Below are 14,513 nucleotides of genomic sequence, written 5' to 3'. Positions count from 1 at the left end.
GACCTGTTCGCTTCCCCCGGAGCGAAGGGTGGTCGAGTTGTCCGCAGCGGCGTCCCGCCACCGCTACCGCGACCTGATGACCCGTGACGTGCGGCTGTGGGGCCTCGTCGCGCTCGGCGCCAAGGTCCCGGTGGCGATGGCACCGCTGGCCCTGGTGTTTCTGAGCCGGGGGAGCCCGTCCGGATACGCGCTGGGGGCGAGTTCGGCCTCCGCGTATGTACTGGGAGAGGTGGCCGGTGCGTCCGTGCTCGGGGCACGGCTCGGCCGCGGCCGGACGAGGCCGCAGCTGGCGGTCGGGCTGGCGGTGGGCGCGCTCGCCTTCTGCGCCCTGCCGCTCGCCGCGTCCGCCCCCTCCGCCGTACTGATCGGCCTCGCCTTCGTCGCCGGTGCGGCACCGGGCGCCTGTCCCGGCGGCATCCGCGCCATGCTGACCGGGATGGTGGGCGAGGACGCGGTCCCCCGCGCCCTGAGCGCCGAGGCCACCCTGACCCAGATCGTCTGGGCCGCGGCTCCCGGCCTGGTGGTCACGCTGGCTCTCCAGATCCACCCTGGAGCGCCGCTGATGCTGGGCGCGTTGCTCGCGGCCGCCGCGTCGGTCCTGATTCTCAGGCTCCCTGAACCCCCGGAACTCCGGGAACCCCGGGAACTCCTTGAACTCCGGGAACCCCGCTCCGCCTCGCCCTCCGAGGCGTCCCTGACCCGGACCCTGCTCTCCGGCTGGCCCGTCTACCTCACCAGCGCCGCCGCCATGGCGATGCTGGCCACGGCGGAGCTGGTTCTTCCCGCCCTCCTCGACGAGCGGCGCATCGCCGTCGGGTGGTCGGGGCCGCTGCTTGCCGGATTCGCGCTCGCCGGCGCCGCCGGCGCGTTCTGCTACGGCCTGCGGACGTGGCCCGGCTCCGTACGGGTCCAGAGCCTGTCGCTCCTGGCCGTCACCGCCGGGTGCCTCTGCCTGGTCGCCGTCTCACCCGGAGTCCCGGGCGTCGCCGCCGGCCTGCTGCTCGCGGGCGTCTTCCAGTCCGGCGTCATGGTCACCCGCAACCTCAGCCTCCGCGAGCGCCTGCCCCGGCACGCCCACGCCGCCGCGTACTCGGTGATGTACGCGACCGGGGCCGTGGGCTACAGCCTCACCGCGTCCCTGTCCGCCGCCGCGCTGGAACTGGCCGGCCCCTCGGCCGCGATTCTCGGCGGTGTCGCCGTCACCCTTCTCGTCACCGCCGTGAGCGCCATGGCCGAGACGCGCTCGACGATGCGAACTCGGTCCGGTCTTCCGGCTGTTGCCGACGCGGACCACGGCCGGCCCTCGGCGGGTCACTGATCCTCGCGGGTCAATCCAGCGGATCGGGCCACTCGTTGGCGGGCAGCAGGTCGCGCAGCCTGGCCGACCGGTCGCGGCCCAGCACGACTTCGGTGCCCAGGTTCGCCGGATCGATCTGGCGCATGAACTCCCGGCACCGGCCGCACGGCGGCAGTACGTACAGAACGCCACGCTCGTCGCGCCACACGGCGACCACCTTCGCGATCCTGTACTCGCGGGCGGTGACCATGGCGGCTATGGCGGCGTGCTCGGCGCAGAAGCCCGTGCCCGAACCGGTGTCGATGCACACCCCCGAGTACAGGTTGCCCGCATCGGTCACCAGCGTGGACCCCACGTCGCCGAACAGCCGATCGCCCACCCGCCTCGGGTTCACGACCGCCTCGGCGGCGGCGATCAGTTCATCGCTGGACGTGGTGGTCACCCGGCGGACTGTATCGGCGCGACCTCACCGGGGCCATCCATTACCTGGCTGCCCGCGTACGTACGAGGCCCCGCCGACGGGTCCGGTTGAGCCTTCCGCGGGCTCCAAATGGCGTGCGGCGTCAGGTGGTTGACACCGGCCCCATGTCCAACCACCCTTTCACTACTTGATTGGTGAAAGGGTGGTGGAGGTTGCGTGCTCACGTTCCGGATCGACCGGCGCAGCGGAGTCGCCACGTACCTCCAGATCGTCCAGCAGACCAAGCAGGCACTGCGGCTCGGTCTGCTGGATCCCGGCGACCGGCTGCCCACCGCCCGCGAGGTCGTCGAGGCGACGGCCGTCAATCCGAACACCGTCCTCAAGGCGTACCGCGAGCTGGAACGCGAGGGGCTCGTCGAGGCGCGCCGCGGCCTCGGCACATTCGTACGGAAGTCACTGGACGGCGCACCGGCCGGCTCACCGCTCGGCACGGAGCTGGCCGAATGGCTGCGGCGGGCGCACGAGGCGGGACTCGACCGCGACGTCGTGACGGCGCTGTTCAACTCTGCACTCGACCAGGAGTTTCCCGAGGGGGATCGATGACCGAGGCCGAAGACGCCGAAGAGAACGGGAACACCGGAGCCCGGCGGCCCGCCGAAGGCGATGCCGAACCGGCCGCCGGAGAGCGGGAGTTCGACGAGACCGGCGGGATCGACCGGTTCGACGAGACCGACCGGTTCGACGGGTTCGACGAGGCCGACGGGATCGACGAGGCCGGTGAGTCGGACGAGGCCGGGACGGAGACAGCCGCGCTCGAAGCGGTCGGCCTCGGCATGGGGTACGCGAGCACCCGCGAACACGTACTGCGCGACTGCACGTTCCGGCTGCCCGCGGGCCGCATCTGCGGACTCGTCGGGCCGAACGGTGCGGGCAAGTCGACCCTGCTCGCCATCGCGGCCGGGCTGATGCGGCCGACCGACGGGACCGTACGGCTGCTGGGCACGACCCCGGCGGCGGCACGCGAGCGCGTCGCGTACGTCGCCCAGCACAAGCCGCTCTATCCGCAGTTGACCGTCGAGGCGACGCTGCGGCTCGGCGCGGAGCTCAACCCCGGCCGCTGGGACCAGGACGCCGCCGAGCGCATCGCGTACGGCGGCGGGCTCGATCCCCGCGCGAAGATCCGGACGCTCTCGGGCGGCCTGCGCACCCGGGTCTCGCTCGCCCTCGCCTTCGGCAAGCGCGCCGAACTGCTGCTGCTGGACGAGCCGATGGCCGACATCGACCCGGTGGCACGGCACGAGCTGAGCGGAGCCCTGATGGCGGAAGCGGCCGAGCGTGACACCACGATCGTGATGTCCTCGCACGTCGTCGCGGAGCTGGAGGGCGCCTGCGACTACCTGCTGCTGCTCGGCTCCGGGCGGATACGGCTGGCGGGCGACTGCGACGGCATTCTGGCCGCCCACCGCCTGCTCACCGGGCTCCGTGGGGACTTCGGCCCCTATCCGGTGGTCGAGGAGTACGAAGCGGGGCGCGGGCGTATGGCGCTGGTCCGTACGGACGGCGAACTCCCCGCCGCGGCGCATGCGGACGAGCCCGGCGCCGAGTACGACGCCGAGTACGACGTCGACACCGACGCCGAGTACGACGTCGACACCGAAGCCGAACCTGGTGACGAACCCGGAGCCGAGTCCGCGCCCAAGTCCGAGGCCGGGCCCGGTGACCGGCCGGAGGCCGAGACGCACGCCACGGACGAGTGGGCCGTGGACGAGCCGAGCCTGGAGCACCTGCTCCTTGCGTATCTGCGCAACCCGGACGTCCCGGATCTCCTGCTCCCCGAAGGCCTGCCCGTCGGCGCCGGGTCCGCCGCCCACGGGGAGGTGGCCGCGTGACCACCCCGGACGCCACCCTTCACGGCACCTCGGACGAGATCTCGCACGACGCCTTGCACGGCGCCTCCCCCGAACCCGCGGGCCGCCTCCGGCCCCGTGGCACCGTCTGGGCGGTGCTGCGAGTGCACCGCGCCGCGCTGTGGGTGTGGACGGCGTTCGTGGCCGTCACCCTCGCCGGGATCGTCCGACTCCACATCAGGGGCCTGGAGATACGCGAGGCCGCCGCGGAGTGCGCGAACCCGGCGCCGGGGAGGGAGTGCGTCGAGAGTTCCTACCTCCTGACCCCGGACTGGGACTACACGGGCCTCGTCGATCTGGCGGCCTTCTTCGTCGCGGCCGTGCCGTTCGCCGTCGCGGCCTACGCCGGCGGCGTGCTCATCGGGCGCGAGTTCGAGACGGGCACCGTCGACCTCGTATGGACCCAGTCGGTCAGCCCTCTGCGCTGGCTCGCCGTCAAGCTCGGCGTCGCCGCGCTGCTGGTCACGGCTGGCACGGCGGCGATGGCGATCGCCTTCCGCCTGATGTGGCTCGCGGGCGAGAAGAGGCTGCTCGACCCCTGGTACGCATCCGACGCCTTCAACGCCATGGGGCCGGCCGTTCTCGCCTACGCCCTCTTCGGACTGGCCGTCGGCACGCTCGCGGCCCTGCTCACCGGCCGCGCGCTGCCGGGCCTCGCCGCGGGGTTCGGCATCACTCTGCTCGTACGGCTGCTGGGCGACGTCTTCCGCTCCGAGCTGTGGCCGAAGGTCCGCTGGGACTGGAGCGGCCAAATGCCTCCGGACGCCGAGCAGTTCCGGTACGAGGTGCCGAGCGTCGCGGGCCGGTTGCCCGACGGGCGGTCATCCGACGCCACGGACGCCACACGCGAGATCATGGACATCCATCCCGCCTCGCACTTCTGGCCCATCCAGCTCGTCGAGACCGCGCTCGTACTCGGCATGGCAGGACTCGCGGTCGCCGCCACATTCTGGGCGCTGCGAAGCCGCATGCCATGACCGCGGTCTGCGCACAACGGTCCCCAACCGCCTGGCGGGGCCCGCCGGTTGGGGACACCGGCGGGGGCACCCGTGGGCACAGGGTGTCAGGACCGGGTCTCAGGACCGGGCCGGAACCCTGCCTTCGGCGACAGGCCACTCACGGGTGTGGACCGGGAAGACGAGGCGCTTCGACGGGCGGATGCCGATGATCGCGAACGGCAGCCGTGCGAAGAGGGAGTTCTCCAGGGTCACGCCGCGGTACAGCTTCCAGGCGCCGCGCTTCCGGTCGCCGCTCTCCGTGGCCGCATCCGGGTGCCGGGCGGTCGCCCGCAGATACGGGCCGAAGAACGCGTCGACGCCCACCGTGTCGTAGAGGCCGATGCTCGCCTCGGGGCCGAGCATGGTGCGCAGTTGACCGTCGCCCGCGACCTCTGCCCGGCCTCCCGGAAGCCTCCGGCCGTCGGCGTGGGAGTCGGACTTCCAGCCCGACGCCTCGGCGTACCGCGTGCCGATCTTCATCGTCCCGCCCTGGGCCTGCTCGATGTCGGCCTTCATCCGGCCGTCCGCCCGCACCTCCAGGACCAGCGTGAGCTTCAGCGAGACCACGACCGGCACCGGACCGACCATGATCACGGGATACGCCGCGATCTCGGCGAGGGGGATGCGGGGCGCGATGCGGGGAGTCGCGACGGGTCCCTTGATGCGCCAGCCCGTCTTGTAGTCGCCTTCGACTCCGATGGAGGCGGTCGCGTTCGCGGGGCGGTCCGAGCCACGCCCGTCGTAGGAGAAGGTCACCTCGGGTGCCATCTCCAGGAACCCGCCCACCTCGGTCTCGCGCTTCAGGCCCGACTTGCCCTTGAACATGGGCAGTTCGGTGTCGAAGTCGAAGCGCAGGCTCCTGTCCCGGGCCCTGTCCCCGGTCTTGTCCCCGGCCTCGCGCCCTGCCTTGCCGGAGGCGGCCGCGCCGCCCGCGACGCCCCTGGCCACGTCGAGCCCCTCGACCAGCGGGTGGACCTTCCACGCGGAGGGCGAGACCGGGATCCTCCCCCGGGCCTTCGCGCCGCCGAAGACCTCCGCGAGGCTGGCGCGGGACGTACGTACCTCGGTGGTCGGGCCGTCGCCGGACCGCACCTCCCTGACCTTGACGAGCGCGCCCGCGGGAGCCGTCTTCGTGGGCGGGCTGGTGATCAGGTCGCCCTTGCGGACGTCGGCGCCGCCCTTCTTGCCGTCCCGGTCTCCGAGGCTGAGGACGGCACGGCCCGCCGCTGCGTCATAGGAGGAGAGTGTGATGGCCCGGTCCGTCAGAGTGCCGGGGCCGCCGCCGTCCGACGGACGGCTGATCCTCGCGGACTCGGACCGGCCGGGGGTGACGGAGAGCCGGGGCCCGCTCGTGCCGCCGTCCCCACCCGGACCGCTGCTCTCCCGCCCTTCGCTTCCGGGCTCCGCGGTGCTGCCGGCCGCGTGCCAGGACGCGGTGCCGAGGGCCCCGGCCAGGATCGCGGATATGCAGACCACGGAGAGCCAGGCAGGGCTCGTAACCCGCTTCACGTAGAACCTCTTCAGTCACGCGGGCACGCGGCCCGTGGGTGTGTGGCGGATCGGCCCGGCCTCGCATGCACGGGAGGCGGGGCCGGGCCGATCCTGTGGGGGGTGGCCCGGAGAAACCGGAGAGCCGCGGCCCGGATCAGCCGCAGTGCTCCTTCTTCTCCTTCTTGGTCATCTTCCGCGTGTGCTGCGTCTTGGTGCTGGGCGCGTCGGCCTTCGGGCCCTTCGCGGTGAAGGGGACATACCAGATCTCGCGGCCGTGGAACTCGCCGTCGAAGTGCATCTCGTAGATGCCGTTGATCTCCTGCATGGCGGCCTCGCGCGTGATCCAGCCGACCTCGCCGGGCTTGACCTCGACGTTGGTCTGCTGCTCCTCGGTGTGCGAGCTCTCCCAGGAGTGCTGGTAGCTCGTCTGGACGGTCGTCTTGAACTTCTTGGTGAAGCCGTAGTCGGCACCCATGGAGACGCCGACGGTGTTGGACTCCCCGGTGGTGTCCGACCAGCCGACCGCCGAACGCTGAAGGTCCTGGGTGCAGTTGAAGGCGCTGTCACCGACCTGGTGCGCCTTGCCCATGGAGGCGACGGGCGAACCGGAAGGGTGGAATACGCACTTCTCCGTCCCGTTGTCGCACTGCTCCAGCAACTCTCTTGTGGTGGGCTGCCCTTCGTCGTCGGCCTGCGCGGCGGACGGGATCATCACGGTGGCGCTCATGGTCGCGATCGCGATCACGAGCATGGACAGCTTCTTGCGGCGGGTCATCATGCCTCCGACGGGCGGTGGGGGTAAGGGGGTCGGACCGGCGTGGTCTCTGTCTGCACTGCTGCTCAGCTGAAGCTGACGGACTGGGTGCGGTTGTCCATCACGTCGCCGATGTCAGGCGTGAGTTGGTCGAAGGGCCCGTCGCGTTCGCCCTTCTCTCCCGGCTTCGAGTAGAGGTTGAGCGTGCAGTCGCCCCAGGGCTGGACGGAGGAGATCTTGTTCGTCCAGGACTTGCCGAGGTCGATGGCGAAGTCCACGTCTTCGGCGTCGTCCGCGTCGCCGTCGCAGAGCTCGGTGTTCTTGATCGTCAGCGAGGCGCCGCCGTACCTGGTCTTGTCGAAGAGGGTCGCGCTGATGATGCCGCCCTCGCCCTGAGAGGGCTCTCCGGACGAGGCGATCGGCTCATCGCCGGGACGCGTCTCGCCGGTGGCCTTCGCCTTGCCGGCCGAGGCGTCGAGGAGGCGCTCGCTGCCCGGGATGCCGGTCGCGGCGTCCAGGCTCTTGAAGCAACGGGTCTCGCCGCTCTCGGCGTTGAGCGTGCAGTGCTTCCCCTGCCCCTGGGCGCCCGCCTCCCCTCCGGAGACCGCGCCGTTCGCCACCGGTACGGCGATGACGCCTGCCAGCAGCAGCACAGCGGTGACGGTGATGCGGGTGCGCCGTCGTGTGTCGGTGGCCATATGGAATTCCAGCTCCTCGTTCACGACTGGCCTTTTCGGTCCAGTCCGCTTCCGTCGGAAAGGATGTTACTCGCGGAAAACAGAGCGTTCCTTCGCAAGCCGCCGCCGGCGCGGAAAACCCGAGGTCGCCGCCTGCGAATGTGGCAGACATCTCACCGAAGCGGAGGCGGGACGGGGACGGAATTGCAGTACGTCCGAATTCGGTCAGTGCGTCCGCACGTCGGAGGTTTGCAGAGACTGTCGCGGCGACGAGGTTTGCGCGATTCACATTCACGCTCACTCGTCTGACCTGGTGTTTCGTCATGTGACTCCCGAGCCTGTCGAGGCATTCACCGAGAAAGCTCAGGGGAACCTCAAATGAATCCTGAGACCTCGCGAGGGCAGGGCCGTGCCGCGCGGACACGGAAAAGAAAGGGCTTCCGCGAAAGATCAGAAACGGTCCGTGCTTTCGGATTCGCGAGTACGCGCGCGAGCGGGACCGCGGAATGCGGGAAAGAAACCGGACCGGCCGCCGGTGCCGTCTCATCTGGTGGACCGGCGATGCGGGCAGGCAGAATTCGACGACCCGACGGACAAGCGTCCGGGCGCCTTACGGGCTCGGCCTCCGGGCCTTTATGCCCTCACGCAGCCGCCGCGGCGCTTGCAGCGCGACGAGCACGGCGTCTACAAGCTCGGAGCGGCCGCACTCAACCTCGGGGTGTCCTACCTGGACTCACTCGACCTTCGGCGTACGTCGCTGCCGCGACTCGGCGCGATCCTCGAAGCCCCGATCGGCTTCGCCTCGCTCGCGGTCCTCAGCGGCCGGCGACGCGACCATCCTGGGAGCCGAGGCGTCGGAGACTTCACCCCGCGGCGGCTGACGTCTCCACCTCCGGCCGGTGCACGGTGCGCGTGCGGCTAATCCCGCTCGTACGGCCGCCCCTTGCCGCGGGGTTCGGGACCGGTGGCGTAGTGCAGCTGCCCGGTCCCTCTGCAACCCTGGCACCGCTCGACGTACACGCCCTTGCCCGTCACGACGATCTGACCCTGACCCGATCCTCCACACACGCGACATCGTCGAGGCAGTGGTCTGCCGTACAACACGAGGGGCACCTCCCGGTGTGAGCACTTCTGCTTCGCACGGCTGCACCCGGATCGATCCGGGCCAAGGGACCGGTGACCGGCCTCAGATGACTGCCGCGCCTAGGGACCGTCCTGGGCACCGCATGTGCACGCCGGTATGCCGGAAGGATTGCTCGCGGCATCCACCCAGCGCCGCCTGAGGCGCTCGTACTGGGCGAGATCCGCTGTATCCCACGCGCTCCGTCCCCGTAGGAAGCTGCGGAGCGACTCGTTCACGGCCGCGGCCGTGTCACCGCAGATGCACGGTTTGTCTGGCATGGACACAGCTTGAGCCTACTGCCCGACTCCGCCCGCTACCGGCTAACCGCGGGGCGTCATCCGTCGGGGGACCCACGAAGGTCATCACATTCGGTGTACGACGCCTCAGGTGTGCCCTCGGGTGTTGCCCTGATGTCTCTGTGGGGGACTCGTCGAACCCAAGACCCCATGCCGTACGGCAAGTTGCGCGTGCGGTCGGGCCCTCGCGCGGACGCCCGTTCCATTGACGTCCAAGTCCCTTCCCCGGCAAGGCATTCGGGGCTGTCCGTGTCGCGGCCCGTCCCGTGCCAGTAGCATGAGCCGCCTTAAAAGTCCGTACCAATCTTGAGGAGGGGTCATGCTGGGCGCGGAGCATCCCTTGAGGCGTCGATCGGTCCTGCGGAACGGAGTTCTGGGGATCGCCTCCCTGGGGCTGCTCAAGCCCGGAATCCTTCCCGCGAGCCGGCCGGAACGGAAGAAAGGGGGCGCGCCGGGCAAGCGGCTCGCGGTCGTCGGTGCGGGCGCATCGGGCATCGCCTCCGCCTACTTCTGCGATTCGGCATGGCAGGTCGACCTCTTCGAGTCGCGCGACAAGATCGGCGGCCACGCCGACACCGTGTCAGTCACGGAAGGGGACAAGCGCTACGCCGTCGACATCGGGGCCGAGTTCTTCCACCCCGACACCCATCCGCTGTACTGGTCGTTCCTGGCCGAGATCGGCGCACGTACCGACGACCCCGCGACGAACAAGGTGATCGAGGGACCGGCGAGCCTCACGATCTTCGACGCCGCCACCGGCAAGGCCCGCTTCGGCTCGGACCACGTGCTGGACGACCTCCCCGGAGCGCTCCGCTTCCTCACCTTCACCGGGGAGGCCCGGAAGATGACCGAGCCCGACGCCCCGTGGGAGACCTCCATGGGCGAGTGGCTCGACGGGCTCGACATCGACGCCGACTACAAGCGCGACATCCTCACCCCCTGGCTGTCCTCACTGACCTGCGGTGACACCGAACTCGTCCGCACCCAGTCGGCGCGTGCCCATCTGTCGTCCTTCGCGAAGACCTTTCCCGCGACGATCTTCGAGCCCGTCCACACCTACAACTCCACGGTGGGCCTTGAGGGTTATCTGCGGATGCTCCTCGACACCTGCGAGAACACGACCGTCCTCACCCGTGCCGCGGTAGAGGGTCTGGAGGAGCGGTCCGGCACATGGCACGTACGCACCGCCTCCGGCCGCCACGGGCCGTACGACGCCGTCGTCGTGAGCGCCCCGCCGCCCGTCTCCAAGGGCTTCTTCGCCGACGTCCCCGACCTCGGGCACATCGCCGAGTACCTCGGGCAGCACGAGTACCACCCCGCGCGTCTCGTCATCCACCGCGATCCCCACTACATGCCCGCCGACAAGGGCTACTGGTCCGTCCAGAACGCCGCCGCGGCCGGCCGGCACTGTGAGACCTCGATCTGGATCGGCGCCTACCACGGCTCCCAGGACCCCGCCTCCAAACCCAGCATCTTCAAGAGCTGGGCCGCGCACCGCGACACCGACCCGGCCGACGTCCTGGCCGAACGCCGCTTCCGGCACCCCCTGTCCACGCCGCGCAGCCTCCGCGCGGCACGCGACATGATGGCCCACCAGGGCGAGCGGAACCTCTACTTCGCGGGCAGCTTCACCACGATCACCGACCTCCAGGAGAGCTCCCTGTACTCCGGGCTGAAGGTCGCCGAGAGCCTCAACCCCGAGGGACCACAGCTCACTTCCTTCAAGCAGCGCCTCGCAGACGACGATCTCCTCGACACCTCGTACGACATCCCCTGACCGGCCGGACCCCGCCGGATCAAATCCCGGAGCCGGCGAACCTCCGGCACCGGCGCCCGCGTCCTCCCCGGCGAACGTCACTCCACGCACAGGAGAACGGCCATGACCGACAAGAACGTTGAGCAGACCGGCGAGCAGCACCCCCAGGCTCCCTGGTGGGCGGGGCTCGGCACGGGAGGAGCCGTCACGCTGATCGTCCTCGGCGCGGTCGCGGCAGCCTGGACGTTCCTCGCCCCCGCCGCAGGGCTGTCGTGGCTGCCCTTCACCCCGGAGGAACCGGCGACCGGCTACTACCAGGCCGCCAAGGTCGTCGCCATCGGCCTGGTCATCCTGGGCACCACCCTGCTCGGCCGCCGCGGCCGGACGGCGGCCGCCGAGGAGGGCGGCTCCCAGGGCCGGCCTCAACGCGACTGACACGCAGCGCAGTCGGCGACTCCGGTGACCGCACGCACAGACAGAGTGCGGTCCCGGAGGAGCCGTCCAGTGGCGCAGGGCGTCATGGCGCGTAGCGCCGCTTCAAGGGCAGCACGCACAGCCGGGACCGCAGCCGCGGGCATCGACCTCCGCGGCGGTGGCCGGCGCCGCGGAGGGGATCACGGGCGCACAGCAGCTCCTGCCTTGCCAGGCGTCCCGGCCTTCCTTGAGCGCGACGGCAGCGATGACCACGGCCGCGACGGGGTCGGCCCAGCCCCAGCCGAGCAGCCAGTTGGCCAGCAGCCCCGACAGCAGAACCCCGGAGAGACAGGTGCACAGCAGGGTCTGCTTGGAGTCGGCGACCGCTGTGGCGGAGCCGAGCTCGCGCCCCGCCCGGCGCTGGGCGGCGGAGAGAAACGGCATGACCGCCAGGGAGAGGGCGGCGAGCACGACGCCGGGCATCGAGTGATCGGCCTCGCCGCTGCCGGCCAGCGTACGGACGGAGTCGGCGGTGACGTACAGCGCGAGGGCGAAGAACGACAACGCGATGATCCGCAGCGCCGTCTTCTCACGGGCCTCGCGGACGGCGTGGTCACGGGCGGAGAACTGCCAGGCGACCGCGGCGGCGGAGGAGACCTCGACCACCGAGTCGAGACCGAAACCGATCAGTGCCGTGGAGGAGGCGCGGGTGCCGGCAGTGATCGCGACGACGGCCTCGATGACGTTGTAGGTGATGGTGGCGGCGACCAGCAGACGTACGCGGCGGGTCAGCACTTCGCGCCGCACACGGCTGGGACCGAGGGATACCGCGGTCATTCAGCAGCATCCCTTCCCGTCGGCCTCGGCGCAGGTGCGATCGGCCGTGACGGCGACCACCGCGGTGCGCAGGTCGTCCAGGGCGTGGCCGAGGCGTTCGTCGGCCAACTCGTAGCGGGTGCGGCGGCCTTGGGGGGCGGTGACGACCAGACCGCAGTCGCGCAGACAGGCCAGATGATTCGACAGCCGGGTACGCGAGACGCCGAGGGTCTCGGCGAGATCGGCGGGGTAGGCCGGGGACTCGCGCAGGGCGAGCAGGACGCGGCAGCGAATCGGGTCGGCGAGAGCGTGCCCGAACCGGGCCAGCACTTCGATGTCAGCGGCGAGTGTCAGCACGCCACAAAAGTACAGGGGACGCTGAATTCACGAAACCGTGGATAGTCTGACGCGGGCAGCAGGCCCATCTGCGGCGTGCTGCTCAGATGTACGTACATGCGGGCTGGCCATGGCTGTGCCAGGGGCTGTCCGCTTACGCCGGTCGGCTGCCTGCCGTGGCCCCCACAGGCGCGTTGTCCGAGGCTTGAGGCCGTGGGAGAGGAGCGCGATGAGTGATGCCCGGCGCCGGGACCCTCGCAGAGTTGCGGTGAACCTGTCGGAGGGCTTCGGCGAACGTCTGCTGGGAAAGCTCCTGGACCGCGCCCACGAGATGCCGCCGCAACTGATCGCCCCGCTGGTCGCGGAGGAGATCCAGAGGGTCGGTGGCCGGGATGTCTCGATCTTTCTTCAGGACTATGAGCAGGCCGAACTGGTGCCGCTGCCCGGCCGGGGGCTGGTCGTCGGCCAAGCCTTGCCGATCGACGGCTCGATGGCGGGTGACGCCTTTCTCCGGAAGACCGCGGTCGAGGACGTGCAGCCCGGTGGCGTACGGATATACCTGCCGCTTCTGGACGGCAGCGACGAGGTCGGCGTCATGACCGTCACCCTCGATTCCGTGGACGACGACGACCGGCGGCTGTTGCGGCGGCTGGCCGGCCTGGTGGCAGACATGCTGGTCACGAAGAACGCCTACACCGACCAGTTCTTTCAAGCGCGCAGGCGCATGCCCATGTCGCTGTCGGCGGAGGTCCAGTGGGCTCTACTGCCCCCGCTGTCGATGGAGACTCCGCAAGTCGCACTCGCCGGAGCCCTGGAGCCGGCCTACGACGTCGCCGGTGACAGCCTGGACTACGCCCTCAACGACGACCTCCTGAACATGGCCGTCATCGACGCGATGGGCCACGGTCTGAACGCCTCCCTGCTGGCGACCCTGGCTGTCACTGCCTACAGGCACGCCCGGCGCCAGAACGTCGGGCTCGACGGACTGTATGCGTTCATGGACCGGGCGATCGACGAGCAGTTCGGCCCCGACCAGTTCGTCACGGCACAGATGATGCAATTGCACATCGGAACCGGGCACTTGGAGTGGGTCAACGCCGGTCACCCCACACCCCTGTTGATCCGGGGTCACCGGGTGATCGAGGAACTGCACAGCCCGGGCACCCTGCCCGTCGGCTTCGGAGGCGCGACCCCCCTGGTCTCCTCAACACGACTCCGTCCCGGCGACAGGGTGCTGTTCTACACCGACGGACTCGTGGAGGAGCACAAGGTGGGCGGAGCCCAGTTCGGCGAGGAGCGCCTGATCGAAATCGTGGAGCGCGTGGGCCCTCTCAACGGCGGCGTGCAGTCGATGGTGCGCCACCTCTCCCAGACGCTGAAGCTGGAACGCGAGGGAATCACCAGCGACGACGCGACGCTCCTCCTCATGGAATGGCGCGGCGGCAGTGCCGACCACCTGGCCACCGTGGACTTCTGACGCCGCTCGCTCGCCGCGGCGGGCCCTGGGCAACGGTTGCCCCTGTGGGTCCGGGAGGCCATTCCGACAGAGCCACAGGAGCGTGTCAGTTCGCAGACTGACACCCGGGCCGGAGGCTCGCGCCCGGTCAAGCACGTACGTCAAGCAGGCTGAGTCTTCGGGACACCGGTACCGCTCGGGGAACCGCCGTTCCCTTCTACGGATGCTAGTCCCCAACTTGACCCAGTAGTCGTGGAGTTGACGGGTTCACGCATATGAGTGGTTTTGAGCGCACACTCTGGCACATGTAGGCGAAGAGGCGACGTAAGCGGTAGGGCAAGGCATCCAAGGCGCAGGATGACGATCAACCGTCCCGCACCCTTGCACAAGCCGCAGGGCTCGATGTACTTGCGCAGGCCCGTCATGACGGTCTGGCCGTCACCGCTACCGAGGCATGCGGGACAACGGATCGGGGCCGAGCCTTGGTGCATGAGCCAACACCTCCTGGCAAACCCGTGTCGCGGGTGAGGTGTTCAACGACTGCCGGGTAACCTTGGTTACGGGTGTATCGCGTCTGGTTGCCCTGTCGTACCCCGAAATGCCCGGCACGGAGCGCTGACCACAGCGACGACAGAGGGCTGGAGCCCGCCGGCTTACGGGCACGCGTGGCCGGAGTCGGCCGGTGCTGAGCCTGGTGCTGAGCCTTGTGGTTGCGCCGAACGGCTCCTCCGGTCGCGTCCTTGATCGCCGGGCCGTACGTTCCTGGAAGCT

At 70.1% G+C, this 14,513-nt stretch carries 12 protein-coding genes and 1 pseudogene; 7 read left to right on the top strand and 6 right to left on the bottom strand.

The features are described 5' to 3' along the window. Window positions 1-37 precede the first annotated feature (37 nt). A complete protein-coding gene (locus QQM67_RS28240) occupies window positions 38-1,318 on the top strand; it encodes an MFS transporter (protein ID WP_314177846.1) in 1,281 nt (426 codons plus the stop codon). 10 nt (window positions 1,319-1,328) lie between these two features. On the opposite strand, the gene QQM67_RS28235 is transcribed toward QQM67_RS28240, so the two are convergent. Further along, on the bottom strand, window positions 1,329-1,739 hold the full coding sequence (locus QQM67_RS28235; protein ID WP_314177844.1) for a cytidine deaminase family protein: 411 nt from the start codon (window positions 1,737-1,739) through the stop codon (window positions 1,329-1,331). Window positions 1,740-1,934: 195 nt separating this feature from the next. On the opposite strand from QQM67_RS28235, the gene QQM67_RS28230 reads away from it, so the two are divergent. From QQM67_RS28230 to QQM67_RS28220, 3 genes and pseudogenes are all read left to right on the top strand, one after another. Beyond that, window positions 1,935-2,321, top strand: a complete 387-nt coding sequence (locus QQM67_RS28230) for a GntR family transcriptional regulator (protein ID WP_314177842.1) — start codon at window positions 1,935-1,937, stop codon at window positions 2,319-2,321. 230 nt (window positions 2,322-2,551) lie between these two features. Then, window positions 2,552-3,322 (top strand): annotated as a pseudogene (locus QQM67_RS28225) (ABC transporter ATP-binding protein); the annotation flags it as partial. 281 nt (window positions 3,323-3,603) lie between these two features. Continuing rightward, entirely contained in the window at window positions 3,604-4,602 is a 999-nt protein-coding gene (locus tag QQM67_RS28220; protein WP_314177841.1) for a hypothetical protein, read from the top strand. 99 nt (window positions 4,603-4,701) lie between these two features. Here QQM67_RS28220 and QQM67_RS28215 read toward each other — a convergent pair whose 3' ends face one another. The 3 genes from QQM67_RS28215 to QQM67_RS28205 all read right to left on the bottom strand — a co-directional run bounded on the left by QQM67_RS28215 (window position 4,702) and on the right by QQM67_RS28205 (window position 7,590). Beyond that, the gene (locus tag QQM67_RS28215) at window positions 4,702-6,132 is read right to left on the bottom strand and encodes a hypothetical protein (RefSeq protein WP_314177838.1); all 1,431 of its coding nucleotides are present in this window, start codon (window positions 6,130-6,132) and stop codon (window positions 4,702-4,704) included. 136 nt (window positions 6,133-6,268) lie between these two features. Continuing rightward, window positions 6,269-6,889 carry a hypothetical protein gene (locus QQM67_RS28210; RefSeq protein WP_314177836.1) on the bottom strand — a complete coding sequence of 207 codons (621 nt, stop codon included), beginning with the start codon at window positions 6,887-6,889 and terminating at the stop codon, window positions 6,269-6,271. Window positions 6,890-6,954: 65 nt separating this feature from the next. Then, window positions 6,955-7,590 (bottom strand): hypothetical protein, encoded by a 636-nt coding sequence (locus QQM67_RS28205; protein WP_314177835.1) that lies wholly within the window; start codon window positions 7,588-7,590, stop codon window positions 6,955-6,957. A 1,714-nt stretch (window positions 7,591-9,304) separates the two neighbouring features. On the opposite strand from QQM67_RS28205, the gene QQM67_RS28200 reads away from it, so the two are divergent. Next, complete coding sequence (locus tag QQM67_RS28200; RefSeq protein ID WP_314177834.1) at window positions 9,305-10,741, top strand: FAD-dependent oxidoreductase; 1,437 nt, start codon at window positions 9,305-9,307, stop codon at window positions 10,739-10,741. Between the two features lie 102 nt (window positions 10,742-10,843). Continuing rightward, entirely contained in the window at window positions 10,844-11,155 is a 312-nt protein-coding gene (locus tag QQM67_RS28195; protein WP_314177832.1) for a hypothetical protein, read from the top strand. A gap of 102 nt (window positions 11,156-11,257) precedes the next feature. On the opposite strand, the gene QQM67_RS28190 is transcribed toward QQM67_RS28195, so the two are convergent. Both QQM67_RS28190 and QQM67_RS28185 read right to left on the bottom strand, forming a co-directional pair. Next, window positions 11,258-11,971, bottom strand: a complete 714-nt coding sequence (locus QQM67_RS28190) for a cation transporter (protein WP_314177831.1) — start codon at window positions 11,969-11,971, stop codon at window positions 11,258-11,260. After that, the gene (locus tag QQM67_RS28185) at window positions 11,972-12,307 is read right to left on the bottom strand and encodes an ArsR/SmtB family transcription factor (RefSeq protein ID WP_314177830.1); all 336 of its coding nucleotides are present in this window, start codon (window positions 12,305-12,307) and stop codon (window positions 11,972-11,974) included. A 208-nt stretch (window positions 12,308-12,515) separates the two neighbouring features. Between QQM67_RS28185 and QQM67_RS28180 the strand changes: the two genes are divergently transcribed. Continuing rightward, window positions 12,516-13,763, top strand: coding sequence for a PP2C family protein-serine/threonine phosphatase (locus QQM67_RS28180; RefSeq protein ID WP_314177828.1), 1,248 nt, complete (start codon window positions 12,516-12,518; stop codon window positions 13,761-13,763). The last annotated feature ends 750 nt before the right edge of the window (window positions 13,764-14,513 follow it).

It is taken from the genome of Streptomyces winkii (genome assembly GCF_032248595.1).
GTDB lineage: Bacteria > Actinomycetota > Actinomycetes > Streptomycetales > Streptomycetaceae > Streptomyces > Streptomyces winkii.
Note: the sequence above shows the minus strand (reverse complement) of the source record. Positions and strands in the feature narration are given on the sequence as shown.

Excerpts from the sequence above, each read along its gene's own strand:
- QQM67_RS28190 (WP_314177831.1), bottom strand. The coding sequence starts at position 11,971 with ATGACCGCGGTATCCCTCGGTCCCAGCCGTGTGCGGCGCGAAGTGCTG.
- QQM67_RS28210 (WP_314177836.1), bottom strand. The coding sequence starts at position 6,889 with ATGACCCGCCGCAAGAAGCTGTCCATGCTCGTGATCGCGATCGCGACC.
- QQM67_RS28195 (WP_314177832.1), top strand. The coding sequence starts at position 10,844 with ATGACCGACAAGAACGTTGAGCAGACCGGCGAGCAGCACCCCCAGGCT.
- QQM67_RS28180 (WP_314177828.1), top strand. The coding sequence starts at position 12,516 with ATGAGTGATGCCCGGCGCCGGGACCCTCGCAGAGTTGCGGTGAACCTG.